At 60.9% G+C, this 26,753-nt stretch carries 25 protein-coding genes and 3 pseudogenes; 16 read left to right on the top strand and 12 right to left on the bottom strand.

The window, feature by feature from the left end:
- Window positions 1-438 precede the first annotated feature (438 nt).
- The 12 genes from HJB83_RS05840 to HJB83_RS05785 all read left to right on the top strand — a co-directional run bounded on the left by HJB83_RS05840 (window position 439) and on the right by HJB83_RS05785 (window position 11,898).
- Window positions 439-1,041 carry an amino acid synthesis family protein gene (locus tag HJB83_RS05840; RefSeq protein ID WP_207584842.1) on the top strand — a complete coding sequence of 201 codons (603 nt, stop codon included), beginning with the start codon at window positions 439-441 and terminating at the stop codon, window positions 1,039-1,041.
- 16 nt (window positions 1,042-1,057) lie between these two features.
- The gene (locus tag HJB83_RS05835; RefSeq protein ID WP_207584843.1) at window positions 1,058-1,903 is read left to right on the top strand and encodes an alpha/beta fold hydrolase; all 846 of its coding nucleotides are present in this window, start codon (window positions 1,058-1,060) and stop codon (window positions 1,901-1,903) included.
- Window positions 1,900-2,835: a flavin reductase family protein gene (locus HJB83_RS05830; RefSeq protein ID WP_207584844.1), complete on the top strand. Its 936-nt coding sequence runs from the start codon at window positions 1,900-1,902 to the stop codon at window positions 2,833-2,835. Before HJB83_RS05835 ends, HJB83_RS05830 begins: the two co-directional genes overlap by 4 nt.
- Window positions 2,832-3,872: an LLM class flavin-dependent oxidoreductase gene (locus HJB83_RS05825; RefSeq protein ID WP_207584845.1), complete on the top strand. Its 1,041-nt coding sequence runs from the start codon at window positions 2,832-2,834 to the stop codon at window positions 3,870-3,872. Before HJB83_RS05830 ends, HJB83_RS05825 begins: the two co-directional genes overlap by 4 nt.
- A 4-nt stretch (window positions 3,873-3,876) precedes the next feature.
- Window positions 3,877-5,340: an aldehyde dehydrogenase gene (locus HJB83_RS05820; protein WP_221131401.1), complete on the top strand. Its 1,464-nt coding sequence runs from the start codon at window positions 3,877-3,879 to the stop codon at window positions 5,338-5,340.
- A 5-nt stretch (window positions 5,341-5,345) separates the two neighbouring features.
- A complete protein-coding gene (locus HJB83_RS05815) occupies window positions 5,346-5,669 on the top strand; it encodes an NIPSNAP family protein (protein ID WP_207584847.1) in 324 nt (107 codons plus the stop codon).
- 48 nt (window positions 5,670-5,717) lie between these two features.
- Window positions 5,718-6,728 carry an ABC transporter substrate-binding protein gene (locus tag HJB83_RS05810; protein WP_221131400.1) on the top strand — a complete coding sequence of 337 codons (1,011 nt, stop codon included), beginning with the start codon at window positions 5,718-5,720 and terminating at the stop codon, window positions 6,726-6,728.
- 114 nt (window positions 6,729-6,842) lie between these two features.
- Window positions 6,843-7,715: an ABC transporter permease gene (locus HJB83_RS05805; protein ID WP_207584849.1), complete on the top strand. Its 873-nt coding sequence runs from the start codon at window positions 6,843-6,845 to the stop codon at window positions 7,713-7,715.
- Between the two features lies 1 nt (window position 7,716).
- Window positions 7,717-8,517 (top strand): ABC transporter permease, encoded by an 801-nt coding sequence (locus HJB83_RS05800; protein WP_164006719.1) that lies wholly within the window; start codon window positions 7,717-7,719, stop codon window positions 8,515-8,517.
- Window positions 8,514-9,590, top strand: a complete 1,077-nt coding sequence (locus HJB83_RS05795; RefSeq protein ID WP_207584850.1) for an ABC transporter ATP-binding protein — start codon at window positions 8,514-8,516, stop codon at window positions 9,588-9,590. Before HJB83_RS05800 ends, HJB83_RS05795 begins: the two co-directional genes overlap by 4 nt.
- Before the next feature lie 10 nt (window positions 9,591-9,600).
- Complete coding sequence (locus HJB83_RS05790; RefSeq protein ID WP_221115002.1) at window positions 9,601-11,055, top strand: NAD-dependent succinate-semialdehyde dehydrogenase; 1,455 nt, start codon at window positions 9,601-9,603, stop codon at window positions 11,053-11,055.
- Between the two features lie 42 nt (window positions 11,056-11,097).
- Window positions 11,098-11,898, top strand: a complete 801-nt coding sequence (locus tag HJB83_RS05785; protein WP_207584851.1) for a phosphate/phosphite/phosphonate ABC transporter substrate-binding protein — start codon at window positions 11,098-11,100, stop codon at window positions 11,896-11,898.
- Between the two features lie 14 nt (window positions 11,899-11,912).
- Here HJB83_RS05785 and HJB83_RS05780 read toward each other — a convergent pair whose 3' ends face one another.
- The 12 genes and pseudogenes from HJB83_RS05780 to HJB83_RS05730 all read right to left on the bottom strand — a co-directional run bounded on the left by HJB83_RS05780 (window position 11,913) and on the right by HJB83_RS05730 (window position 23,111).
- Window positions 11,913-13,442 carry an FAD-dependent oxidoreductase gene (locus tag HJB83_RS05780; protein ID WP_221131399.1) on the bottom strand — a complete coding sequence of 510 codons (1,530 nt, stop codon included), beginning with the start codon at window positions 13,440-13,442 and terminating at the stop codon, window positions 11,913-11,915.
- Complete coding sequence (locus tag HJB83_RS05775) at window positions 13,439-13,819, bottom strand: hypothetical protein (protein WP_246762844.1); 381 nt, start codon at window positions 13,817-13,819, stop codon at window positions 13,439-13,441. Before HJB83_RS05775 ends, HJB83_RS05780 begins: the two co-directional genes overlap by 4 nt.
- A 43-nt stretch (window positions 13,820-13,862) precedes the next feature.
- Window positions 13,863-14,054, bottom strand: a pseudogene (locus tag HJB83_RS34565) (hypothetical protein); the annotation flags it as partial.
- Between the two features lie 20 nt (window positions 14,055-14,074).
- A complete protein-coding gene (locus tag HJB83_RS05770) occupies window positions 14,075-15,313 on the bottom strand; it encodes a glycosyltransferase family 2 protein (protein ID WP_207584853.1) in 1,239 nt (412 codons plus the stop codon).
- A gap of 17 nt (window positions 15,314-15,330) precedes the next feature.
- Window positions 15,331-15,702 (bottom strand): annotated as a pseudogene (locus tag HJB83_RS05765) (SIS domain-containing protein); the annotation flags it as partial.
- 86 nt (window positions 15,703-15,788) lie between these two features.
- Window positions 15,789-17,348 carry a group II intron reverse transcriptase/maturase gene (ltrA, locus tag HJB83_RS05760; protein WP_259671295.1) on the bottom strand — a complete coding sequence of 520 codons (1,560 nt, stop codon included), beginning with the start codon at window positions 17,346-17,348 and terminating at the stop codon, window positions 15,789-15,791.
- Window positions 17,349-17,883: 535 nt separating this feature from the next.
- Window positions 17,884-18,138 (bottom strand): annotated as a pseudogene (locus HJB83_RS05755) (phosphoheptose isomerase); the annotation flags it as partial.
- Window positions 18,139-18,412: 274 nt separating this feature from the next.
- Entirely contained in the window at window positions 18,413-18,769 is a 357-nt protein-coding gene (locus HJB83_RS05750) for a RidA family protein (protein ID WP_221114992.1), read from the bottom strand.
- A 14-nt stretch (window positions 18,770-18,783) separates the two neighbouring features.
- On the bottom strand, window positions 18,784-19,605 hold the full coding sequence (locus tag HJB83_RS05745; protein WP_221114991.1) for an ABC transporter permease: 822 nt from the start codon (window positions 19,603-19,605) through the stop codon (window positions 18,784-18,786).
- Window positions 19,605-20,861: an ABC transporter permease gene (locus tag HJB83_RS05740; protein ID WP_221114990.1), complete on the bottom strand. Its 1,257-nt coding sequence runs from the start codon at window positions 20,859-20,861 to the stop codon at window positions 19,605-19,607. The genes HJB83_RS05745 and HJB83_RS05740 overlap by 1 nt, the downstream gene beginning before the upstream one ends.
- Before the next feature lie 69 nt (window positions 20,862-20,930).
- Entirely contained in the window at window positions 20,931-21,980 is a 1,050-nt protein-coding gene (locus HJB83_RS05735) for an ABC transporter substrate-binding protein (protein ID WP_221114989.1), read from the bottom strand.
- 48 nt (window positions 21,981-22,028) lie between these two features.
- Complete coding sequence (locus HJB83_RS05730) at window positions 22,029-23,111, bottom strand: ABC transporter ATP-binding protein (RefSeq protein WP_221114988.1); 1,083 nt, start codon at window positions 23,109-23,111, stop codon at window positions 22,029-22,031.
- 238 nt (window positions 23,112-23,349) lie between these two features.
- Here HJB83_RS05730 and HJB83_RS05725 point away from each other — a divergent pair, with 238 nt between their 5' ends.
- The 4 genes from HJB83_RS05725 to HJB83_RS05710 all read left to right on the top strand — a co-directional run bounded on the left by HJB83_RS05725 (window position 23,350) and on the right by HJB83_RS05710 (window position 26,747).
- Complete coding sequence (locus HJB83_RS05725) at window positions 23,350-24,747, top strand: PLP-dependent aminotransferase family protein (RefSeq protein WP_221114987.1); 1,398 nt, start codon at window positions 23,350-23,352, stop codon at window positions 24,745-24,747.
- 3 nt (window positions 24,748-24,750) lie between these two features.
- Window positions 24,751-26,043 (top strand): FAD-binding oxidoreductase, encoded by a 1,293-nt coding sequence (locus HJB83_RS05720; RefSeq protein WP_221114986.1) that lies wholly within the window; start codon window positions 24,751-24,753, stop codon window positions 26,041-26,043.
- Window positions 26,044-26,139: 96 nt separating this feature from the next.
- Complete coding sequence (locus HJB83_RS05715; RefSeq protein ID WP_097621406.1) at window positions 26,140-26,391, top strand: transcriptional regulator; 252 nt, start codon at window positions 26,140-26,142, stop codon at window positions 26,389-26,391.
- Window positions 26,392-26,396: 5 nt separating this feature from the next.
- A complete protein-coding gene (locus HJB83_RS05710; RefSeq protein WP_221115168.1) occupies window positions 26,397-26,747 on the top strand; it encodes a type II toxin-antitoxin system RelE/ParE family toxin in 351 nt (116 codons plus the stop codon).
- The last annotated feature ends 6 nt before the right edge of the window (window positions 26,748-26,753 follow it).

The following is a 26,753-nucleotide window of genomic DNA, read 5'->3' as shown; positions in this document are numbered from 1 at the left end:
GTCCTACTACTCTATTGTTGCATCTCTTCGCGCGCACCTGTCTCGCTGGAAGACGGCCAGCATGGCGTTGTCGCATCGACATTTGTCGATGCCTCTGCCGCATTTCGCAATCACGTTCCGCGGAATGAAGAGAATTCAAACTCCAAGCTTGACACCCAACTTTGCTCGATGTGATGGTATGCCATAATCAATAATATATAAGGCGGTATCATATGGTCTGGGATAATTTTGACGTTCTGACGTGTCGCGCCGCTGCAGGCCGCCGCCGTGCCGTCCGGCTCTCGACAACACGCTGAATGAACAAAGCGCTTTCGGGCGTTGGAGCGCATACGCGCCAAATTCGTGATTCGTCGGACTTTGCTGCGTCTTCGCCGAAACCAAGTTGACACTCATATATTATGGTATACCATAATACTGAATAGAGAGATGAGGTGCTCCATGGCCATTCAAATTCGCAAGACCGGACTGCAGATCGAAACGACGCTGATCGAAGGCGGCAAGACCGCGGCGGTGCCGCTAAAGCTGTTTTCCGCCTTCGCGGTCGTGAAGAACCCCTGGGCGGGCCGCGGCTTCGTCGAAGACCTCAAGCCCGAAATCCATGCGGGCGCTCCGGTTCTCGGCGAATTGCTGACCAAGATGATCATCGATGCGGTCGGTTCCGGCGAGGCTGTCGAAGCCTATGGCAAGGCCGCCGTCGTCGGCCTGGACGGCGAGATCGAACATGCCTCCGCGCTGATCCACACGCTGCGCTTCGGCAATTTTTATCGTCATGCCGTCGGCGCCAAGTCCTATCTCGCCTTCTGCAACACCCGTGGCCCCGCCAATGCGCCGATCATGATCCCGCTGATGGACAAGAACGACGAAGGCCGCCGCTCGCATTATCTGACCATCCAGACCTCGATCCCCGACGCGCCTGCCGCCGACGAGATCGTCGTGGCGCTTGGCGCTTCGGTGGGTGGACGTCCTCATCACCGCATTGGCGATCGCTATCAGGATCTAAAAGATCTTGGGCAGGACGTCGCCAATCCTGCGGGCGTTTGAAAGTGTGGGCGCTGAGATGCTGACAGCCGGATCGATCTCAGGCGCCGCTGCAGCAAAGAGCGCCGCCGGTGACCTGCCCCGAAAGAAGACGGCAAGTGGAACGGCCTATCACGAGGCCGGCAGCGGCGAGCCGCTGGTTCTTATTCATGGCGTCGGCATGCGGCTTGAGGCCTGGGCGCCGCAGATCGCATTTCTGTCGGCCGGCCATCGCGTCATCGCCGTCGACATGCCGGGACATGGCGAGAGCGTAAAATTGCCGGCGGGCAGCCGCCTCGAGGAGTTCGTCGCCTGGTTCGGGCGCTTTCTCGACGAGATGGCGATCGACACAGCGAACGTTGCCGGCCACTCGATGGGAGCGCTGGTATCGGGAGGGGCGGCGGCGACGTTCGGCGAACGTATCAGCCGTGTCGCTTACCTCAACGGCGTCTACAGGCGTGACCGGCAAGCAAAGGCTGCCGTGCTCGCACGGGCAGCCGCCATTCCGGTGACGGGCGTGGACAAGGAAGGCCCGCTGGTTCGCTGGTTCGGCGATGATCCGGACAGCGTCGTTGCGCGGGAACGGACGCGGAAATGGCTCAACCTCGTCGATCCGGAAGGGTATGCTGTCGCTTACGCCGCCTTCGCCGGAGGAGACGAGACCTATGCCGATCGTTGGAAAGACGTGGCTGGTCCGGCCCTGTTTCTGACGGGGTCCGATGATCCGAATTCGACGCCCTTGATGGCGACGCAAATGGCGGCGCTCGCGCCCCGGGGCTGGGCCCGCATCGTGGAGGGTCATCGTCATATGGTGAACCTGACCGCGCCTGATATCGTCAATTCGCTGCTCGCTGAGTGGCTGTCGTTCGGGGAGGATGAGCGATGACAATCCAGACTGTCGACCCAAGAGCATTGCGTGATGCATTCGGAGCTTTTCCGACCGGCGTGACGGTCGTCACTGCCTGCGACGCGGATGGAAATCCGATCGGCTTCACGGCGAACTCCTTCACATCAGTGTCGCTCAATCCGCCTTTGCTTCTCGTTTGTCTTGCCAAGACGTCGCGCAATTTCGCGACGATGACCGGAGCACAGCATTTTGCGATCAACGTGCTTTCGGAAACCCAGAAAGACGTGTCGAACACTTTTGCGCGGCCGGTCGAAGACAGGTTTGCAGCGGTCGAATGGAACAAGGGGGCGGCGGGCTGCCCGATCTTCTCAAATGTGGCGGCCTGGTTCGAATGCGCCATGGATCAGGTCGTCGAGGCTGGCGACCATGTCATTCTGATGGGGCGCATCGAAGCGTTCGACAATAGCGGCCGCAATGGTCTCGGCTATGCGCGTGGCGGTTATTTCACCCCAACGCTCGCCAGCAAGGCGGTTTCCGCGGCAAGCGAAGGCAATATCGAACTCGCGGCCGTCGTTGAGCGCCGTGGAGAGGTTCTGCTGCTCGGCGAGGATGTGCTCTCCCTGCCAAGCGTCGACGCCCATGACGGCAACCCGACCGAGACGCTGGAAAAGTATCTGGAGGCGCTCACCGGGCTGAAGGTCAGCATCGGCTTCCTCTATTCGGTTTATCAGGGCAAGAGCGACGGCAAGCAGCACATTGTCTATCACGCCGTTGCCGGCGACGGCGAGCCTACCGGCGGCAGGTTCGTGAAACCCGACGCACTGGCTGCGGCAAAATTCAAGACCAGTTCGACCGCCGATATCGTCAATCGTTTTGCGATGGAAAGCTCGATCGGCAATTTCGGCGTCTATTTCGGTGACGAGACCGGCGGCACCGTTCATCCCATTCCAGCCAAGGGCGCAAAAGCATGAAGTTCTCCCTCTTCGTCCATATGGAACGGCTCGACGCCAGCCAGAGCCATAAGAGCCTCTATGAGGAATTCGTCGCGCTCTGCGAGATCGCCGACGAGGGTGGCATGCATGCGATCTGGACCGGCGAGCACCATGGCATGGACTTCACCATCGCACCCAACCCGTTCGTGACCATTGCCGATCTCGCCCGCCGCACATCGCGGGCAAGGCTCGGGACGGGCACGGTGATCGCCCCTTTCTGGCATCCGATCAAGCTCGCCGGCGAGGCGGCTATGGCCGACATCATCTGCGACGGAAGGCTCGACATCGGGATTGCGCGCGGCGCCTATTCTTTCGAATACGAACGCCTGCTGCCCGGCCTCGATGCCTGGGGGGCTGGCCAGCGCATGCGCGAACTCATCCCGGCGGTCAAGGGCATCTGGAACGGCGACTATGCCCATGACGGGGAATTCTTCAAATTCCCCGCAACCACCTCGGCGCCGAAGCCGCTGCAGCAGCCGAACCCGCCGATCTGGGTCGCGGCGCGCGATCCGAACTCGCACGAATTTGCCGTCGCCAACGGCTGCAACGTTCAGGTCACACCGCTCTGGCAGGGTGACGACGAGGTTCAGTCGCTGATGGAACGCTTCAACGATGCCTGCGCCAAGAACCCGGATATCGAGCGGCCGAAGATCATGCTGCTGCGCCACACCTATGTCGGCTCGTCAGAAGAAGACGTCGCCCAGGCCGCCCATGAACTGAGCGTTTATTACAATTATTTCTTTGCCTGGTTCAAGAATGAGAAGCCGGTTACCCAAGGCCTGATCGAACGGATTCCGGACGAGCAAATCCGAGCGAACGCCATGCTTTCGGATCAGGTCATGCGCACCAACAATGTCGTTGGTAACGCCCGGACCGTCATCGACCGGCTGAAGGCCTATGAGGCGCTCGGTTACGACGAATATTCCTTCTGGATCGACACCGGTATGAGTTTCGAGCGCAAGAAAGCGTCGCTCGAGCGCTTCATTACCGAGGTCATGCCGGCATTTCAGGAGTAAGACCATGCGGCGTTTTCAGCACTATATCGATGGCGAATTCTCGGACGGCGAGGCTTCCTATCCGAGCATCGATCCGGCGACCGGCGCGGTCTGGGCCGATATGCCCGAAGCCCGCGAAGGGGATGTCGATCGGGCTGTGAATGCTGCCGACAAGGCGCTTTATGACGGCCCGTGGGCGAAACTGACGGCCACCCAACGCGGCAAGCTGCTCTACAAGCTGGCAGACCTGGTTGCCGCCAACGCCCAGATCCTGGCGGAACTGGAGACGCGGGACACCGGCAAGATCATCCGCGAGACATCCGCGCAGATCGCTTATGTCGCCGAATATTATCGTTATTATGCCGGCATCGCAGACAAGATCGAAGGCGCCTACCTGCCGATCGACAAGCCGGATATGGACGTCTGGCTTCGCCGCGAGCCGATCGGTGTCGTTGCGATGGTGGTGCCCTGGAACAGCCAGCTCTTCCTGTCCGCGGTCAAGATCGGCCCGGCGCTCGCCGCCGGTTGCACGATGGTGGTCAAGGCCTCGGAAGACGGGCCGGCGCCGCTTCTCGAATTTGCACGCCTGGTGCATGAGGCGGGCTTTCCCGCCGGTGTCGTCAACATCATCACCGGTTTCGGCTCCTCCTGTGGGGCCGCCCTCGGCCGTCACCCGAAGGTCGCACATGTCGCCTTCACCGGTGGCCCTGAAACCGCCCGGCACGTCGTTCGCAACTCGGCCGAAAACCTCGCCTCCACTTCGCTTGAACTCGGCGGCAAGTCCCCCTTCATCGTCTTTGCCGACGCCGACCTCGAAAGTGCGGCCAACGCCCAGGTTGCGGGCATTTTCGCTGCGACCGGGCAGAGCTGCGTGGCCGGATCGCGACTGATCGTCGAACGCAGCGTCAAGGACAAGTTCGTCGCCCTGCTGCGGGAGAAGGCAGAGGCGATCCGGATCGGCGCGCCGCTCGATATGGCGACCGAAGTCGGCCCGCTTGCCACCAAACGCCAGCAGGACAATATCGGCGCCCTCGTTGAGAGATCGATCGAAAGCGGCGCCCATCTCGTCACGGGCGGACGCAAGATCGATGGCGAAGGTTATTACTTCCAACCGACGATCCTCGACTGCGACGATGTCGCCTCGCCCTCGCTGATCGAGGAATTCTTCGGGCCGGTTCTCTCCGTCGTCTCCTTCGAGACCGAGGCGGAGGCGCTGAGGCTTGCCAACGACACCCGCTACGGCCTGGCCTCCGGCGTCTTCACCCAGAACCTCACCCGGGCGCACCGGCTGATGAAGGGGCTCCGCGCCGGCATCGTCTGGGTCAACACCTACCGAGCCGTATCGCCGATCGCGCCGTTCGGCGGCTTCGGCCTGTCGGGCCACGGCAGGGAAGGCGGCATGGCCGCGGCTCTCGATTATACCCGGACCAAAACGATCTGGCTGAGGACCTCGGACGATCCGATCCCCGATCCCTTCGTGATGAGGTGACGCCGATGTTTTACGAAATCCGCACCTATCGGCTGAAGAACGGAACGATCCCGCAATATCTCAAGGTCGTCGAGGAAGAGGGGATCGAGATCCAGAAGAGCCATCTTGGCACGCTGGTCGGTTACTTCTTCTCGGAGATCGGCACGATCAACGAGATCGTCCACATCTGGGCGTTTACAAGCCTGGATGACAGAGAGGCGAGACGCCAGCGGCTTCTGGCCGATCCCCGGTGGCAGGCCTTTCTGCCCAAGATTCGCGACCTCATCGAGGTGGCGGAAAACAAGATTATGAAGCCAGCAAGCTTTTCTCCCAGGAGCAACGCGCACTGACGACATAACGCATACCCGTAGGACAAACCAAAACAGGGATAAGGGAACATGAAAACGACATTTGCATTCGCGGCGGTTGCCGCATTCGTGGCCGTCTCCGCGCCGGCACACGCCGACAACATGGTCTTCTCGAGCTGGGGCGGAACGACCCAGGATGCCCAGAAGGCGGCATGGGCAAGCCCCTTCACCGAAAAGACCGGCATCACCGTCGTGCAGGACGGCCCGACCGACTACGGCAAGCTCAAGGCCATGGTCGAGGCCGGCGAAGTCACCTGGGACGTCGTCGACGTCGAAGGCGATTATGCCGCCCAGGCCGGCAAGACCGGCCAGCTCGAGAAGCTCGACTTCTCCGTCATCGACAAATCCAAGCTCGATCCGCGTTTCGTCACCGACTATTCGGTCGGCAGCTTCTATTATTCCTTCGTCATCGGCTGCAATGTCGATGCCGTCAAAGCCTGCCCGAAGACATGGGCCGACCTGTTCGACACGGCCAAGTTTCCCGGCAAGCGCACATTCTACAAGTGGTCGGCTCCCGGCGTGATCGAAGCCGCGCTACTTGCCGACGGCGTGCCTGCCGACAAGCTTTATCCGCTCGATCTCGACCGCGCCTTCAAGAAGCTCGATACGATCAAATCGGACATCATCTGGTGGTCGGGCGGCGCACAGTCGCAGCAGCTGCTGGCATCGGCCGAAGCGCCCTTCGGCAGCGTCTGGAACGGCCGCATGACGGCGCTTGCCGCGACCGGCATCAAGGTGGAAACCTCCTGGGAACAGAACATCACCGCCGCCGATGCACTCGTCGTGCCGAAGGGTTCGCCGAATGTCGAAGCTTCGATGAAGTTCATTGCACTGGCCACCTCGGCCGAACCGCAGGCCGCCCTCGCAAAAGCCACCGGGTATGCGCCGATCAACCTTGACTCGGCCAAGCTGATGGATCCGGAAACGGCAAAGACCCTGCCGGACCAGCAGACGGCAAGCCAGGTCAACGCCGATATGAGCTACTGGGCCGATAATCGCGATGCCATCGGCGAGAAGTGGTACGCTTGGCAGGCGAAATAAGCTGAAACTTGAGATCAACGGGCACGGCGAAGGTTCGCCGTGTCCCGCGCAGCGCCGGTGCGAAATCGATTGCACCTCGGCGCCTGCGGAAATTGACGGGTGGGAAGGACTGTCATGTCGACGTATAGCGATCTCTCCGGCGTAATTACGCCCTTGCCAAAGGTCCGCAGGCCAACAGGTTTTAGCGGGGTCGTTCCGGCTTTCGCCTTTGTGAGCATCTTTTTCATCGTGCCGGTGGCGATACTCCTGTTGCGAAGCGTGCTGGAACCCGTGCCGGGTCTGGGAAACTATGCGCAGCTGATCGGGTCTGCGACCTATCTCAAGATTTTCGCCAATACTTTCATCGTCTCGGGTCTCGTCACGGTGATTTCGCTCGCGATCGGTTTTCCCGTCGCCTGGGCGCTGGCGATCATGCCGGGACGGCTGACGTCGGTGATTTTTGCGATCCTGCTCCTGTCGATGTGGACCAACCTTTTGGCCCGCACCTATGCCTGGATGGTGCTCCTGCAGCGGACCGGGCTGATCAACAAGATGCTGATGGGAATGGGCCTGATCGACCAGCCGCTGGCGCTGGTCAACAATCTGACGGGCGTGACGATCGGCATGACCTATATCATGCTGCCTTTCATCATCCTGCCGCTCTATGGCGTGATCAAGAAGATCGACCCGTCGACGCTGCAGGCGGCGGCACTTTGCGGCGCCAATCGGTGGCAGTGCCTGACCCGTGTTCTCCTGCCGTTGGCGACGCCCGGCATGGCGGCCGGCGCACTGATGGTCTTCGTCATGTCGCTTGGCTATTTCGTCACGCCGTCGCTTCTCGGCGGCACCGCCAACATGATGCTCGCCGAATTGATCGCGCAATTCGTGCAGTCGCTGGTCAACTGGGGAATGGGGGGTGCTGCGGCGCTGGTCCTGCTGGTGGTGACCCTGTCGCTTTATACCGTACAGCTGCGATTCTTCGGCAACCAGAATCCGGGGGGACGTTGATATGTTGCTCAATTTCGACCGTCTCGGCTGGTGGAAATACGCCCTTCTCGGCATTACACTTCTGACCGCAGCCTTTCTGCTGATGCCGATCGTCTTTATCGCAGCACTGTCCTTCGGCTCGTCGCAGTGGCTGATCTTTCCGCCGCCGGGCTGGACGCTTCAATGGTACGGCGAACTCTTCGCCGATCCGCGCTGGCTGGAATCGGCTTTGACGAGCTTGAAGATCGCGGTCATCGTCACCGTTCTGTCGGTGCTGCTCGGGCTTGTGACGTCCTTCGGACTGGTGCGCGGTTCGTTCATGTTCCGCGATGCGCTGAAAGCGCTGTTCCTCACGCCGATGATCCTGCCGGTCGTGGTTCTCGCGGTCGCCCTCTACGCCTTCTTTCTCAGGATCGGCCTTGGCGGCACCTTGACGGGCTTTGTCATTTCGCACCTCGTGCTCGCGCTGCCCTTCTCGATCCTGTCGATATCGAGTGCGCTTGAAGGTTTCGACAAGTCGATCGAGGATGCGGCGGTGCTCTGTGGCGCCTCGCCCCTGGAAGCAAAGATCAGGGTCACCCTTCCCGCGATCAGCCATGGGCTGTTTTCGGCGGCCGTCTTCTCCTTCCTGACATCCTGGGACGAGGTGGTGGTGGCGATCTTCATGTCCAGCCCGACCCTGCAGACGCTGCCCGTGAAGGTATGGGCGACGTTGCGGCAAGACCTGACGCCTGTTGTCGCAGCCGCGTCGACCCTTCTCATTCTTTTGACGATCATCTTGATGGCCCTGGTTGCCGTCGTGCGTAAGGTACTGAAACAATGAACGAACCATTCCTTCAGATCCGCGGAATACGCAAGGAATACGGCCCCGTGGTCGCCGTGCACGACGTCACGCTCGACGTTCGGCGCGGGGAGTTCCTCACCTTTCTCGGACCGTCCGGATCCGGCAAGAGCACGACGCTTTACATTCTGGCGGGATTTGACAATCCGACGAAAGGCGACATTACGCTCGAGGGCAAGACCCTGCTCGCTACGCCGTCGCACAAGCGCAATATCGGCATGGTTTTCCAGCGCTACACCCTGTTTCCGCATCTGACGGTGGGCGAAAACATCGCGTTTCCGCTGAAGGTCAGGCGCAAGTCCAAGGCCGAGGTCGACAGCAAGGTGAAGGAGATGCTGCGTCTTGTCCGGCTCGAAGGCTTCGAGGACCGCAAGCCGGCGCAGATGTCCGGCGGCCAGCAGCAGCGCGTCGCGCTTGCCAGAGCCCTTGCCTATGATCCGCCGGTGCTTTTGATGGACGAGCCGCTGTCGGCGCTCGACAAGAAGCTGCGCGAGGAAATCCAGCACGAGATCCGCCGCATCCACCAGCAGACCGAAGTGACGATCCTCTACGTCACCCACGACCAGGAGGAGGCCCTGCGGCTCTCCGACCGCATCGCCGTCTTTTCCAAGGGCGTCATCGACCAGATCGGCACAGGCCCTGAACTCTACGCCAATCCTAAGACCCGCTTCGTCGCCGAATTCATCGGCGACAGCGACTTCATTTCCTGCGACCTGCTGACGTCCTCCGACGGGCAGGCCACAATTTCCCTTGGCGGCGGCACCGTCTTCAACAGCATTCCGGTGCATGGAAAAGGGACTGCCGGCACAAAAGCAGCCTTGATGCTGAGGCCGGAGCGCATTCGGCTGTCGCGCGCCCAAGCGGGAGCGGGTCTCGCCGCCACCGTCAGCGACATTACCTTCCTCGGCAACAATATCCACGTCTCCACAGAAACGGCGAGGGGCGAGGCGCTGGCGGTTCGCCTGCCGTTCGGTCACGAAGCGATCACCGGGCTCAGCCGTGGAGACACGGTGCATCTGGAATTCGATCCGGGTGCCGCTCACGTCTTCTGTTGAAAGTCGTCCTATGAAACTCAGTGATCCCTCGCTTTTCCGTCAAGCATGCCCGGTCGCCGACCGCTGGATCGAAGCGGAAGGCCGTCCGGCGACGACCGTCCGCAATCCGGCGACAGGCGAGAAGCTGGGCGCGGTCCCCGACCTCGGGGCCGCGGAAACGGAGGAGGCCATTCGAGCTGCCGTCATTGCCCAGAAGCTTTGGGCGAAGAAGACCGCCGGCGAACGCGCCGCCGTTCTCAAGGCTTGGCATCGTCTGATGATCGAAAACCGCGACGATCTGGCGATGATCCTGACGCTGGAGCAGGGAAAACCGCTCGCTGAGGCCAAGGGGGAGATCACCTATGGCGCGAGCTTTATCGAATGGTTCGCCGAAGAGGCAAGACGCATCAACGGCGAGACCATACCGGGGCACCAACCGGACAAGCGCATTCTCGTCCTGCGTCAGCCGGCTGGAGTGGTGGCCGCCATCACGCCCTGGAACTTTCCGAACGCAATGATCACCCGCAAGGTCGGCCCCGCACTCGCCGCCGGCTGCGCCGTCGTTCTCAAGCCGGCGCCGCAGACGCCGTTCTCGGCGATCGCCATCGCCATTCTCGCCGAGCGCGCCGGCCTGCCGGCTGGCCTGCTCAACATCGTCACGGGTGACGCAGCGGCAATTGGTGGGGTCCTGACGGCAAGCCGTGACATTAGGGTCCTGACGTTCACCGGCTCCACGCGGACGGGCGAGCTGCTTTACCGGCAATGCGCGCCGACGATCAAAAAGCTCGGCCTCGAGCTTGGCGGCAATGCACCCTTCATCGTCTTCGATGATGCCGATCTCGACGCTGCGGTCGAAGGCGCAATCATCGCCAAGTTCCGCAACAATGGCCAGACCTGCGTCTGCGCCAACCGGCTCTATGTCCAGGACGGCGTCTACGAGGCCTTTGCCGCCAAGCTCGCGACCGCCGTTTCGGCGCTGAAGGTCGGCAACGGCCTGGAGCGCGACGTCGTGCTTGGCCCGCTCATCGACGAAAATGCTGTCGCCAAGATCGAGACGCATATCAGCGATGCCGTCGCAAAGGGTGCAGCACTCGTTTCAGGCGGCAAACGTCACCCACTCGGCGGCCTTTTCTTCGAACCGACCATTCTGCGCGATGTCGCTGCCGGCATGCAGGTCGCCCGCGAGGAAACCTTCGGGCCTCTTGCGCCGCTCTTTCGGTTTCGCGACGAGCAAGACGTCATCGAACAGGCAAACGACACCGAATACGGGCTTGCTTCGTATTTCTACGCGCGCGATCTGTCGCGGGTATTCCGCGTCGCCGAAGCGCTCGAATATGGGATGGTCGGCGTCAATACCGGTCTCGTCTCCACCGCCGAGGCGCCGTTCGGCGGCGTCAAGATGTCGGGTCTCGGTCGCGAAGGCTCCAGGCACGGGTTGGACGAATATACCGAACTTAAGTATGTATGCCTGGGCGGCATTGCCTGACCTTGGTCGTCATTTGCGCCTTGCCGCAAAGAAAGACCCAGCATGCACCTCGTCAGCATTGCCATGTATCTCACATCCCCGCCGCTTGCGGATGCGACGGCCGAACTCTGGTCATTCCTCCGACATTATCTCTTACAAGCCGGGCTGACGGATCTGCCCGAGGTGCTCGACCAGACGGTGCCCTATGACGAAGCCTGGTTGAGGCCCGACCTTCTCCTCTCGCAGACATGCGGCTATCCCTTTGCCAGGCGCCTGCGCGGCAGGGTTCGCCTGGTGGCGACGCCGGTGTATGACCATCCCGGCTGCGACGGCCCGTTGATGCGCAGCTTCATCGTCGTCCGCAAAGATTCTTCGCTTCGCTCGCTTGAGGATTTGCGCGGCACCACGGCTGCGATCAACAGTCCTGACAGCAATTCCGGCAGCAATCTCTTTCGCGCCGCCGTGGCTCCGCTTGCCCGCGACGGTCGCTTCTTCGACCGGATCATCGAAACCGGCAGCCACGGCGGCAGCATCGCCGCCGTCCTCGAGGGCAGGGCGGACAGCGCGGCGATCGATTGCATCACCTACGCCAATATTCGCCGCTTCGATCCCGGCCAGATTGAAGGGGTCCGCATCATCGCCGAAACGCCCAAAGGTCCAGGCCTGCCATTCATCACCTCGGGCGATGCCTCGGACGACAGGGTCCTTCTGCTGCGAAATGCGCTCGACGCCGCCATCAGCGAGCCATCGCTGACAGCGACGCGCGCAATACTCGGCCTCACCGATTTTGCCGTGCTTTCCGAAGCCGACTACGAGCCGCTTCTATCATTGGCCGGTGAGGCATTGCCGCAATTGAGAGCTTGAAGAGGCAGCGGATTTCAGAGCGCCGAGGCTGCTTCCATTTCGGCGAGACGGTGGGCGATGCGATCGGCATTGGCCATGATCGTCATCGTGACGTATTTCGAAGACAGATCGGGAAGAATGGAGCCGTCGACGACGTAGAGACCCGGATGGAGATTCAGTTCGCCGTCCGAGGAGGTGCCAAATGGCCCGGCTTCGCCCATAGGCAGAGTGCCGGCGAAATGGGCGTCGATACCCGGCTCCGCCAGCGATGCGCCCGGGAGCTGAATGAGCCCCAACCGTTTCCATTCACGGCGAAGCGCGTTTTTCAAAGCCTCGGCGCGGATGTCGAAACCTTCCGCGAAACCGCCGCGGACCGTCAGTCCTTTTTTCGCCGTTACCTCGCGATGAATGTAGCTCCGGCTTTGATCGCCGGGATAGTAGATCGTCGCGACGAGGAGGCTTCCGGCAATAAGTTCGAACGCGGCTCGCCCGGCCTTTCGGCCGAGCGGCATCCTGTTGACGAAACTCTGCGCCGGCAGGGAGCCGACTTCATAGACCGCTCCCGTCACGTAATCGGATGGGCTATCGCCATAGCGCAGAGACAATCCGAGCTGCGCAAGGCTGTGCGTCGGCGTCGCCGAACGCAGCAATCTCGCGGGAGAGAGCAGAGGAATAGCCAGCGTGGGACTGTTCAGGAGACGCAATCCCTCCTCGCCAATCGGCAGGAGATCGGTGAGCAGGGCGGCCGTTCCCAGCACCCCTGCGGCAAGAATGATCCGCGGTGCGGAAAATGACGATCCATCCGCCGTTTCGACCGTCCAGCCCGAGCCGCGTGTCAACGAGACGGCCCGCATGTTGTCGAGCAAACGAAAATGCGGTGATCTGCGCAACGCAAGCAGGTCCTGCCTGCTGTTATAGATCGCACCGCTCGGGCAACCGTAGAGACAGTCGCCGCGCAGATCGCATGCCGCACGTCCAGGCTGCGCTTTGGAGAGTATGGCATTGACGGCGGGAAATAGCCGAAACGACCGATCCGCCGGCTGTGCGGCCTCGTGTCGACGAAGAACATGGACGGCTGTCGCACCAAGCGGTAGGCTGGCCCGGCCGTTGGCGTGGATCGTAACATCGGCATTGCTGCTTATCCCGATGCGTTGGGATACCCGCTCGTAAGAGTTCTGCAGGGAAGCGAGGTCGATCGGCCAATCCGCGATATCCCTAGCGTCGAGATAGCTGACTTGCGCACCCCAGATATTGGAGAGCCCGCCGCGCGCGAGGCTGCCAATCGGGTTGAAGCCAACGCCTGAGATTCCGGACACGCGTTTGAACCGTTCGAGAATCCCGCGTGACGCAGGGGTTTGCAGTTTCGGCGAGCTGCCATCGTCGGCACGCAGCGATTCCAGATCGCTTCCCAGGACGCGGACGCTGCGGTTTTCCTCCTGCGATCCGGCGTCATCGCCGGCATCCAGCATCAGAACTCGACGGCCGGCCGCTATCAGCGGAAACGCAGCGGAGACGCCCGCAGGACCGCTGCCGATGATGATGAAGTCGGCGTCGGGCGTATTCATCGATATTTCCCGGCCAAAAGCGCGCGGAGCGGAAAGAGCAGGACATCGCTGGCGATGGTCAATGCTGCGCCGAAAAACCCGGCCTTGTGGCCTGCATGCCTCTCCGGTTCGCTCGCGAGGTCAGCCAGGTAGAGGGCTCGCGCGAGGCGATGCTGCGTCCGATTGGCCGACGGCTCGAAGAGCGCCAGCAGGCGCGGATGCCTGATCACCGTCGTGGAAAGACCGAGCGGCGACAGCCCTTCGCGCCGAAGCCCTTCGCAAAGCCGCTGGAGTTGCATTTCCGTGGCTGTTGCGTCGAGATATTGCAGCAGAGCCCGCGCTTCACTCCGCGATCGCTCCTCGCCTGTTTGGCCGAATTCGCCAGCAAGCGCAGTCATCGGGTCATTCAAGTTCAAGTTCAGAAGCCTGAGGCTCTCCCCGCCCGTGAAATGCGCCAAGGATGGTAGCCGCGCCGCCGGCGATCGCCAGGGACGGCAGAATACCGCTTAATAGAAAGTCAGTACCGTCCCGCAAGGGCTGATCGCAACGCCGGTTGAGCCAAGCAACGATGCCTCTGTCGACCACGAGGCCCCATAAAATTGTGGAGAGAACCGTGCACCAGCCTACGATCATTATCGCCCCTTTCGTGGCTCCTATCCCGCGAGAGGAGGCACAGGCTTCTTGAGGGGCAGCATGACCCCAAGTGCTCTTATCATGAGCCCTGATATAAAGATCTGAAACGCCGTAATGATGAGCCAGAGCCCGAAGACGGCCCAGTTGGTCTCGACGCCGATCTCAGGCAGCACGTATCCGTTTCCGACATAGGAATCGAAGAGCGGAACCGCCAACAAAACACCTGCCAGAACGGCGATAACCGATCCCCAGATCGTTGCATTGTAAGGCAGAATCCGCTCGAAACGGGCCTGCGCGCGTCCCGAATAGTCGAAAATCACTCGTCCGATTGCCGCCGAAACCAGCATGGATTGACCAAGTACGGCCAGGGCCATGGAAAACAGCATGGCATTGGACGAGAACCGCACACCGGCAATGGACATAGGCCCGGCGAGCAGGGGCAGCATAATTATCAAGCCGAGGGCCAGAAGCAGGAAGCCCGGCCAGATGAGAAAGAAATCAAACCCGTAGACGAACATTGCCTGGAGATTGCGCCAGCCTGCGCGCCACGGCTCCATCCAACCCCGCCGCTTCATATGGCTCAGCCGACCGTCCGGATCTTTCAGGAAGTGGATCGGCACTTCGGTGGTCGGCAGCTCCATATGCACGGACTTCAGCACCATCTCCGACGCATATTCCCATCCTTGCGACCGAAGATCCATGCGCAGCAAGGCATCGACGCTGATGCCCCGCATGCCGCAATGGATGTCGGAAAAGCGGCTGCTGAACATCCGATTGAGGATCCACGTGGTCAGTGGCGTTCCGAAATAGCGATGCAGCGGCGGCATCGCGTTGTCTTCGATCGAGCCCTTGAACCGAGAGCCCATCACGAAGTCGTAGCCCTTCCGAAAGGCCTCGATAAACGGCGCTATCTGCCGAAAGTCGTAGGTGCAGTCCGCATCGCCCATGATGATGAACTTGCCGCGCACGAATGGAATGGCATCGATGTAAGCTCTGCCCAAACCGCGCTTTGGTGTCCGCAACACGCGGGCGCCCCTGTCGCGGGCGATTTCGGGTGTGCGATCGGTCGAACTGTCGACGATGAGGATCTCGACAGCCGCACCGCTTGCCGCAATACCCTCGCGGCACCAGTCGACGAAGGTTCCAATCGTCAATTCCTCGTTGAGAGAAGGAACAAGAATCGTCACTTCAGGATTGGCGACATCATCGTCGGGCGTCAGAAGCGTCAATTCCGGATCGTGGATGCGGGGGAAATTCATGCGCGTGAAACGGCTCTTTAAGAAAGGGTAGGCGGCACAAGTCCGCAGGAAAAATCCAATACGGCATGGCAGATCGCCAGATGCGCGATCTCCACATAACTATATTGATCGGAAGCGACATAAAAGTTCAGGTCACCCAGGTCGCGCAGCGGATTGCCTGGCGCGAACCCGCTCAAAGTCATAATGGCGCAGCCTTTGGCGCGTGCCGTACGGACGGCCCGGGTAATGCTTTCCGATCTCCCAGAGCTGCTGATTGCCACCAGCAGATCACCTTCGCTCGCGTGCATGTCGATCTGCGTCGCGAACACATTATCATATCCGAGATCGTTGGACAGGCATGTCAGCGTTGCGCCATCGTTCATCGCCATCGCGCGCAGCCCACCGTTTTTCATCGAGTGGGGGCACCACCTCACGGTGGCACCCCCCTCTAAGAACCGTGCAAGCGAGTTTCCCCACACACGGCTCAAGCATCTGGCTACGCAGTAATGCGACTTCGGAGGTGCTTCTCCTTGCGACGCAGCTCCCAGTATATCCTGAGGTCTGGGTCGAAGGGGGAGGCTCGACCTTTCACTTTTACCCAGCGAAGAATCTTGAAGAAGTCGTGTTTGAGCAGCCCGCGTTTTCCGTCATTAAGCTGCCATTGGCGGGAACCAACACCATTTTTGAAATAGTGCCGTGCCACCCACTTGTGCGGCTTCTGAGGGTGTCGGCGCTTGGCCCATTTATAGATCATGGGCCATAGAGCGTTGTCGACTGTCGCAAACGTGCGTTTGGCGACGACGTAGCGATAGTAAAGAGACCAACCCCGTATAACGAGGTTGAGGTTCGTGACCATCGATACTGTCCGGAGCTGCCGATTGCTTCTCAGGTAGGTGGAAATCTGTCTCAGATGATCCAAGACCTTTTCCTTCTGAGGTTTCACCAGCACCTTCCCGGACATCGTTCTGAGGTTGAAGCCGAGGAAATTAAAACCCTCGCTGATATGGACCAGCTTGGTCTTCGCTTCGCTCAGTTCCAGTCCTCTTTCGGCTAGAAATTCCCCCAGCTTTGGGAGGACGTACTGTTCCGCTACTTCCTGCGAAGGGCAAAACACGACAAAGTCGTCGGCGTATCGGATGAGATTAACACCGTGATTGGGACCACTTCGCTTTCTGGGAGGTTTTGGTTTACCGCTAGGGTATTCAGCCCCGAAGAGCCGTTCCATCCCGTTGAGCGCGATGTTCGCCAACAAGGGAGAGATGATCCCTCCTTGCGGCGTTCCCGCTTCGCTGTCCTTTCTCGTCCCGAGTTCCACCACCCCGGCTTTGAGCCACCGGAGAACGATGTCATGGAAGTGTTCAGGGAGGAGCGCTATCAGTGCATCGTGGTCGATCATGTCGAAGCACGCACTGATGTCGGCATCCAACACCCACTGGCTTGCGCCAGTTTTATTTGCGGCCAGCCAGATGGCTTTGACCGCATCATGGGCCGACCGTCCCCGCCTGAAACCATATGAGTTCGCCTCGAAACGGCTCTCCCATTCTGGCTCCAGGGCGAACTTGACAATCGCCTGCATCACCCGGTCCTTCACAGTTGGTATTCCGAGCGGCCGTAGCTTGCCATTGCTTTTGGGTATGTAGACCCGTCGCACTGGTGAGGCTCGGTACCCGTCGAAACTCAGACCGTTCTTCAAGAGGTCCATGCGCTCGGCATCTGTGGAACAGACGTAGCCATCCACACCTGCGGTGTGTTTACCCGAGTTGAGTTGCGTGACCTGACGGACCGCCGCAGCTTTCACATGGAAGGATCGCATCATGAGCTTTTGGAGGTTCTTGACCTTCGCGTGCTCACTGTTCTTTGCAGCCCGGAAGATACGCTCTTGCATCCGGCGTACTTCCATATCAACACTGGCCCAATTGACCTGGTTCCAAGTGTTAATAGGTCGTCGGGCTATCCGTTCGGCATTGCCGTCTAACGTCTTAGTCCGTTCTGCCATCGCGTTAGTTTTGCTTCCGTTGACACCAGTCAGAAGTCTGCGTCCTTTGGGACCGGCCATTTCCCGCAAGGGGACCTATCCTCCCTATTAATAGGAGGCCTTCGCTTTCTCTGACATCTTTTACCCCCTAGACCATCCCCCTTCCTTGCGGTCGGGATACCGCTTGCGCGGGGTCCGTGGGGCTTACCCGGTTCCTCTCTCTCCAGAACACGACGAGGTTAGGTGCCACCCCGTAATCCGGTGGGGGCTACAAGTGCTGGGCAGGAGCTACTCACCTACTGCCCTTGCCCCACATACCTTTTGGTCACGGCCTATCAGCCTTGTTTGGCCGTTTCGACATGACGGACCTTGCGGTAGTTCACTATATGTTCACCATACCCGTCTTCCCTGGGACTGTGGCCAGTCTAGGCTACCAGCCAACCGTCCGGTGTCACCGGGTCTCAGTACGTTGGATTACTCCGTCGCACCCCCGGATAGGGACATCTGAGCACTGCAGAGTCTCCGACGACAGACGCCGTGGAGCACTAGAAAAAGAGGCTTTTTCCGTCTGAAATTATCGATAAAACTCAATAACTTATCGACAGATCCGGTCGAACGAGTAGTCCGTCGCCATATGGCTGGCAATTGCCGCGCTGCCGCCGTTGCCGATGAACATGATCTTTCGGCCGGCATCGTGCGTGGCACGGGCCAATTGCATGGATTCCGTCACTGCCGCCGCATAATCCAGCGGCTTTCCGGCTGCCCTCGTGGCGGTCGTATTCACAAGAGCGTGGCGGAGAAATGTGAAGTAGCGATCCAGATCGCCGGCTGTGACACCGAGCCCCGAAGACGTGTTCTCGTGATGTGACATGCTCGTTCAGTCCTGCGCCTTGGAAATTGGGGCGTCCTTAAAGACTAAATGGTATAAAGGCAAGTTGCTCACCCGCTCTTTTAAGGGTTGTCGGCGACTGTCACGGCTTTGCAACTAAGGGTGTCACGCCAGGCATTGAATTCACCGACTGCGCCCGGGGCTCAGGGCGGCCGATCGAGTTGAGCCGCGACGACAAGCGCTTTTCAGCGCTCGCGCTGGTTATGCCATGCAGGTGGGCGAGGGGTTGGCAGTCCCTTCCAGCAGGGGCCGATCGTCAGTTCCTGATCGCTGCGACGATGCCGATCTCCACGGCGAATTCCGGCCCGGCGAGCCTTGCTTCGACCGTGGCGCGCGCCGGCGCATGGCCCGCAGGCACCCAGGCATCCCAGACGGCATTCATGTCTTCGAACCTCGACATATCCGCAAGCCAGATCGTTGCGCTGAGGATTCGTGTCGAATTGCTGCCCGCGCCGTCCAGAAGCCGCGTGACCCGCGCCAGGATGTTGGTCGTCTGCTCGCGGACGGACGCACCCGGCGCGTCGATTGCGACCTGCCCTGCGAGGAAGACGAAGCCGCCATAGGTCACGGCCTGGCTCATTCGCTTTCCGGTTTCGTAACGCTCGATCTGCATGTTCAACTCCTTCATCAATCCCTATGCGCAATCTTCTGGCGTTCGGCGCGGCGCTGCAGCCATTGGATCGTGGCAAGGAACAGCGTCGAAAACAGGATGAGGAGGGTGGCGACGGCGGCAATCGTCGGGCTCAACGTTTCGCGCACGCCGCTCCACATCTGGCGCGGCAGCGTGCGTTCCTCGGAGCCGGCGATGAAGAGCGCGATCACCACTTCGTCGAACGAGGTGACGAAGGCGAAGAGGGCGCCGGATGCCACCCCTGGGGCGATGACCGGCAGCATGATGCGCAACGTCGCTTCGACTGGGGTTGCACCGAGGCTGGATGCCGCTCGCATCAGATTGTGATCGAAGCTTGCGAGTGTCGCCGTCACGGTGATCACCACGAAGGGGGCACCGATGGCCGTATGGGCCAGCACCAGTCCGGTCAGGCTGTTGAGCAGTCCGACCGCAGCGAAGGCATAATAGATGCCGACCGCCGAAACGATGACCGGCACGATCATCGGCGAAATCAGGATCGCGGTCAGCGTTGCCCGCGCCGGGCAGGATGGCCGGCTGAGGCCGATCGCAGCAAGCGTGCCGAGAAAGGTCGACAGAAGCGTGGCGCAGACGGCGACGATGATGCTGTTCCTCAGCGCCAGCTGCCAGACGTTGGAATCGAAGAATTCGCGATACCACCGCAGCGACAGGCCGGGCATGGGATAGGTGAAGAACGGCTCGGCATTGAAGGACAGCGGCACGATCGCGACGATCGGCGCGATCAGGAACAGGATCACCAGGCCGCCAACCAGCCACAAGAGAATCGAAAACAGCCGCGGGAAAGAAAGGAAGTTTGTCATCAGCCTATCCTCAGCCTGTCGATGCCGACGATGCGATTGTAAACGGCGTAGAGGATGAGCACCGCCACCAGCAGGATCGTGCTCAAAGCCGCCGCCATGCCCCAGTTCGTGACCTGGTTGGAATAATAGGCGATGAAATAGCTCACCATCTGGTCTCCCGGTCCACCGACCAGAGCCGGCGTGATGTAATAGCCGAGCGCCAGAATGAAGACGAGCAAGCCGCCGGCGCTGACACCGGGCATGCTCATCGGCAGGTATATGCGCAAGAAGGCCGATACCGGCGGGGCGCCGAGCGACGAGGCGGCCCTCAGATAGACCGGGGGTATGCTCTTCATGACGCTGTAGATCGGCAGCACCATGAAGGGCAGCAGAATATGGGTCATGGCGATCAGGACGCCGATGCGATTGTAGATCAGGTCGAGGGGATGCGCGGGATCGACCAGGCCAAACCAGATGAGTGCCGAGTTGATCACGCCGCGCCCCTGCAGCAATACGACCCAGGCGCTGGTGCGGACCAGAAGCGAGGTCCAGAATGGCAAAAGCACCAGGATCAGCAGCGTATTGGCAACCGCCCCTTTCGACCGGGCGATCAGGGCGGCGAGGGGATAGCCGAGGAACAGACAAATTACGGTGACCGAAGCGCTGACGACGAATGTGCGGATCAGCACGTCGACATGCACCGCATTCTCCGCCGAGACCCTGCCGATGGCGCCCGACGCGTCGCGCTCCAGGTCGAGGGAGGCGAGCAGGTAGTAGTCAGTGAAGGGTGGGGATGCATTCTTGATGATCGTCCAGTAATGCCGGCTATCCCACTTGGGATCGATGGCAACAAAAGCGGCCTTGTAGGGCGGCTCGGCGTTGCGGATCGTGCGTGCGGTTTTCAAGAGCATCGAGCGCATGCCTGTCTCATAATAGTTGAGACGCTTGGCCACCTCGGCGATCTGGTCGCGAGGCGATTGTTTCAGATCGGTAGCAAAGGCGGCAAACAGCGCTTCGTCCGGCGGGGATTGGTCATCCCAGGCTGATAGAGCCGACATCGTGTAGGGCAGGGCGGCCGAAGCTGCCCTGTTGTCAACCGCGCGCGTCAGCAACAGGGCAATGGGCAGCACGAAGACGATCAGCAGGAAGATCAGCAAAGGCGCGACCAGCAGCAGCGCTCGCAGCTGCGCCTTGCTTTTCGCACTGCCGAGGCTTTTCACCCGCATGCGGGCGGCAATCATCGAGCCGTCGCCTTCATTCATTGTCGCGGTCACCATCGCTCTTGCCTTTTTGCGGTAGAGAAAAGGGGCGGGCGAAGCCGGGGGACACTCGCCCGCCCGACGAGGTTACTGTGCGAGCCACTTATTGAAGCGTTCGGTCAATTCCTCATCATGGTCGGCCCAGAACTCGGAGGAGACGACGAATGCGGTCTTGGTGTTCTCGGGTGCTGTCGGCAGATCGACGAGAATGTCCGGCGGAACCTTGGCGATGGCCGCTTTCAGGGTCGGGCCATAGGAGATATATTTCGACTGCTGCGCCATCACATCGGGATTGACGGTGAAGGCGACGAATTTGTCCGCCAGTTCCTTGTTCTTCGAGCCTTTCGGCTCGGCCCAGAGATTGAAGTCCATTCCCTGGCCATCCCAGACGATCTTGAAGTTCTTGCCGCTGTTCTTGACGGCGTCATAGATGCGGCCGTTCCAGGCCGTGGTCATCACGACTTCACCGTCGGCGAGAAGCTGCGGCGGCTGCGCACCGGCGGTCCACCAGACCTTCACATCCTTTTTGATCGTGTCGAGCTTCTTGAAGGCGCGATCGACTCCCTCCGGCGTCCCGAGCACGTCGTAGACTTCCGACGGTTTGACGCCATCGGCAATCAGCGCGAATTCCAGCGTGGTCTTCGGCGACTTGCGCAAGGCGCGCGGCCCTGGGAATTTGGCGGTATCGAACAGGTCGGCCATGGTTGTCGGCCCGCCATTCGGAAACTTGGCGGCGTCATAGGCATAGATGGTGCCGAAGACGATCGTCGCGACCGCGCAATCCATCGCTGCGCCATCGATGAAGGCGTCCTTGCCGCCGAGCTTCGAATAGTCGATGGCTTCGAGCCAGCCTTCGTCACAGCCTTGCAGCGCATGGCTGGGTTCGACATCGACGACATCCCAGGTTACTTGGCCGGTCTCGACCATGCCCTTCAGCTTGGCGGTCGAGCCGTCCCATTCATCCTGAAGGATCTTGGTGCCGGTTTGCTTGGCGAAGGGCTTGAAAAAGGCCTCCTCCTGGCTCTTCGTATAGGCGCCGCCCCAGGATGTGACGGTCAGCGTATCTTCGGCAAACGCCGCTCCCGCGATTGCCAGAGTCATGACGGAACTGAGAAGCATGCAGTTGAAACGCATCATGGTGGTTCCCCTTTTTGTTGCTGCGTTTACGAAAGAATCAATACTCGGTCAGGAGAGCGCGAGCGCGCGGCAATCCTCCGGCGCCCAGCCGATGAGGGCATGCGAGCCTAATCCCTGAACCGGAATGTCCTGGGCGGCGGCAACTTTGACAAAGATGTCATCGCAGCCGCAGGCTGAGACGCGCAACCTCACATGATCGCCGTGATAGATGATTTCCCTGAGCGTGGCTGTGAACCGGTTCGCAACGTCGGCTGCGGGCGACAGCTGAATCCGCTCGGGCCTCAGAACCAGAGTTGCCCGTGCGCCTTCCTTCAATCCTTCTCCGGCATGGCCGGTGATGATCGAACCGTCAGGCGCGCGAATTCGGCAGACCGCATTGTCGATTGCGACGATCTCGCCCGATATCGCATTGTTCTCACCGATAAAGGTTGCGACGAAAGGGTTTGCCGGCGTTTCGTAAAGCGCATGCGGCGGCGCGATCTGCTGCAGGATGCCGTCATTGAACACGCCGACCCGATCCGACATGGTCAGCGCCTCGCTCTGGTCGTGGGTAACGTAGACGACATTGATGCCGAGGCGGGCATGCAGATGCTTGATCTCGAGCTGCATATGTTCGCGAAGCTGCTTATCGAGCGCACCGAGTGGCTCGTCCATCAGCACCAGCTGCGGCTCGAATACCAGGGCGCGGGCAAGCGCGATGCGTTGCTGCTGTCCACCCGAAAGCTGGTTGGGCCGCCGCGTTTCGAAACTCGCCATGCGCACCATGTCGAGCGCGCGGCGAACCCGTTCGGTAATTTCCGCTTTGCCGAGCCGGCGCATTTTCAGTGGAAAGGCGACGTTCTCGCCGACCGTCATATGCGGGAAGAGCGCGTAATTCTGGAATACGACGCCGATGTTGCGGCGATGTGGCGGAACGCTGTCGATCCTGGTGTCGGCAAGGGTAATGGTCCCGCTGCTCGGAGCCTCGAAGCCCGCCAGCATCATCAAGGTCGTGGTCTTGCCGGAACCGGACGGACCGAGAAGGGTCAGAAACTCGCCCTTGGCGACATCGAGGTCCAGGCCGCGCACGACATAGCTGACGCCGTCATAGGATTTACGCACGCCTTCGAAGGCAATGAAGCGCTCGCTCATGAATTCCTCCTGTTTGCATCGGCCGGGTCCCTGCCTCTTTGTCTCGATGCTAGTCTATATTGTCTCGGTCTATTTCCGCTTGTCAAGCCACACAAATAATTTTGTACGGTGGCGGCTACGGATCTCGAAAATACTGAAAAAGCGTGCTATGTGGCACAAAACGATGTTGAATCGCAGCACGGGTAGCCAATGCGGTGCACGATGCACATGGAATTTGTATCCCTGTTACAGGAATTGTATGTCTGAAAGATCGGAAGTAACCCGGACAAATCAGCAGCGGGAGGCGCGAATACCGGCCTATCTGGAGCTTGCAAGCGAGCTCGAGGCGAGGATCCGTTCGGGCGCCTTGCCTCCGGGCAGCCAGCTGCCGCCACAGCGTGACCTCGCACGGGAGCGGTCGCTCAATGTCTCCACGGTCACGCGCGCCTACCGCGAATTGCAGAACCTTAATCTTGTGATGGGCAGCACCCGACGCGGCACGATCGTCATTGGCGACGGCGCCATGCCGCGGGTCGACCGGGCGGCGAGCCCGGCCGGCGTCATCGACTTGACGGTCAACCGGCCGGCCGTCGACGATTTTCAGCAGCGCCTCGCCCAGTCCCTGCCGGATCTGTCCTCGGACAAACGCTTCCGCCAGATGCAGGAGTACCAGCCACCGGAAGGGCCGGCCTGGGCGCGTCACGCGGCGAAGAAATGGATAAGGCTCAACGGCTTCGACCCGTCCGAGGACGATATCGTGGTCACCAGTGGCGCGCAGCACGCTCTTCTGGCTGTCATCAGCAGCCTGATAGAGCCCGGCGACACCATCGTCTGCGACCGGCTGACCTATTACGGCCTGATCGCGCTCGCCCAGATGTTCCGTTTCCGCATTATCGGCATTGGAAGCGACGATGAGGGCATGTCGGCGGCGGAACTGGACGACATCTGCAGCCGCGAGCCGGTGCGCGCCGTCTTCACGGTTCCCTCGATGCACAACCCGACCGTCGTCACCATGAGCGAGGCCCGCCGGCGGGAACTGGTCGAGGTCGCGGAAAAGCATGATCTCGTCATCATCGAGGACGATGTCTATGGGCCGATGCTCGGGGCTCGCGCTAGCGCCCTGATCACGCTTGCTCCGGCGAGGACCTATCATATTTCCGCGCTCTCCAAGGCCTTGGCGCCGGGTCTGCGCGTCGGCTATCTGACCTGCCCGCCCGGCCGCGCGCTGCTCTCTGCCGAGGCGGTCCGCACGACTGCCTGGATGCCCTCTCCGCTGCCGCTACTGCTGGCGACTCGCTGGCTGGAGGACGGCACGGCCGAAGCGATCCTCAAGGCTCAGCTTGCAGAGCTGCGGGCGCGCCACGCGATCGTCACGACGATCCTCGCCGGCCATTCCTTCTCCGCCGATCCGCGCTGCATGTTTCTGTGGCTCAGACTGCCGGCGCCGTGGCGATGCGAGGATTTCGCCGCCAATCTGCGCGCTCACGGCGTTGCCGTCATGGCTGCAACCGCCTTTGCCTGCGACCGCCAGCCGGTCGAGCATGCCGTTCGCGTCAATGTCGGCTGCGCATCGTCGCGGGACGAACTGGCAACGGCCCTGCGCATCATCGCCGCCACGCTGAACGATCGTCCCCGCGCTCTGGCCGGCCTGGTTTAGGCGATGCACACGCCGCTCCCCGAGCTTTCACCCTTGCCCGACGCCGAGCGGCGGCATGTGGCAGTCGTCGGCGCGGGACTGGTCGGCCTCTGCTCGGCTCTCTGGCTGCAGAGAATGGGGCACCGGGTCACGATCATCGATCCGGCGCCACCATTGGGCGACGCATCCTACAGGCAGGCCTGTTCCTACGGGAATGCCTGTACCTTTGCGCCGCACGGCGTCGTCCCCGTCGCGACACCGGGCGTCATCTGGCGCGTGCCGGGCATGCTGCTCAATCCGCTCGGTCCGCTGGCAATCGTCTGGAAATACCTGCCGCAACTGGTCCCGTGGCTGCGCGCCTTCCTGGCATCGAGCACGAAGGCCGAGGTCGAGCGGATCGCCGCGACATTGGCGGTGCTGCTGTCTCACGCCGATGCCGCCTGGCAACCGCTTGTGATGCAGGCGGGCGCCGAGCGGTTGAAGCGGCATGACGGCTGCCTCTATCTCTACAAGACCGAAGCGCAATTCCGAGCGGCCAATGCCGAGAACGATCTGCGTGAACGCCATGGCGTCGCCATGGATCGGTTGGGCCAAGCCGATATCCGCAGCATCGAGCCCAATCTCGCGCCGCTCTACCACAGGGGCGTGCTGTTCCGCGACGCGTATGTGTTTTCCAGCCCCAAACAACTCGCCTTCGCGCTCGCCCAGGCTTTTGTAGACGGCGGAGGAGACATCGTCTGTGGCGAGGTCTCGGCAATCGAGCCGCACACGGACGGCATCGGTCTCAGGATCGCGGGCAAGGGAATGCTTGCGGACCACGCCGTCGTCGCCGCCGGCGCCCATTCGCGCAAGCTCACCGCATCGATCGGCGATCGCGTGCTGCTCGACACCGAGCGCGGCTATCACGTCCTGTTCCCGCAGGCGGGTCATCTTTTGTCGCGCCCGGTCTGCTATCCCGAGCACGGCTTCTACATGGTGCCGATGGCGGACGGGCTGCGTGCGGCCGGGACGGTGGAACTCGGCGGGCTTGCCGCTCCCTTGAATCCCAGGCGGACCGCAATGATCCGGGCGGGCGTGAAAAAGCTCCTGCCGGCGGCCGGAGAAGGCAGCGACGAGTGGCTGGGTTTTCGCCCATCCATGCCGGATTCGCTTCCCGTCATCGGCAACTCCCGCAGCTTGCCCCGCGTCACCTATGCCTTCGGTCATGGCCATCTCGGCCTGACATTGTCCGCCTTGACCGGCTATCTCGTTTCTGAGCTTGTCGCCGGACGGACTCCGGCCATCGATCTGGCGCCGCTGCGTCCCGACCGGTTCTGAGCCACGGATGCGCTCGGATGAGCGAAGGCGGGTGTGATGAATATTGACAATATATGCTACGCTACCCATGATAAATAAGAACGAAAGGGTATGGCGATGGCATCGGGTAGCATTCATGTGAAGGTCAGCGGGCAGTTGCAGGATCATATCCAGCAGCAGGTCGGCGACGACGGCCTCTATGAAAACGCCAGCGAATATATTCGTGCTCTCATTCGACGCGACCTGCAGACCCGTGATGAGGCCTGGGATATGCTGCAAAAGGAGCTTGCGCCCGCGATGCGGGCCGAAGACAGCGAATTTGTCGCCGTTTCGGCCGAAGACGTCATCCGCCGTAACAAGCGCCGATAAGCATGGTGATGGCCTATCGATTTTATCCGCGCGCCGACGTCGCGCAGGACAAGATTTGGCGTGACACGGTCGAGGCGTGGGGAGAGAAGCAGGCGGACGCCTATATTCTCGGGCTGCACGCCTTCTTGCGGCGTTTATGCGAGGATCGGTCGATCTGGCGACAGCTTCCGCAACGTCTGGCGGTTCCGGCAGACATCCAGCGTTCGGCCTATTTCGGTCGCTATGAACATCACTATGTGTTCTTTCGGGAGCTTCAGAACGGTGATCTTGGTGTCATGAGCATTCTTCACGAACGGATGAATCTGCCGATCCGGCTCAAAGAGGACCTGGCGGCTCTCTTGAACAAACAAGCGTGACACGGA

The organism is Rhizobium sp. NZLR11, assembly GCF_019685115.1.
GTDB lineage: Bacteria > Pseudomonadota > Alphaproteobacteria > Rhizobiales > Rhizobiaceae > Rhizobium.
This window is presented reverse-complemented; position numbering and strand designations above follow the sequence as displayed.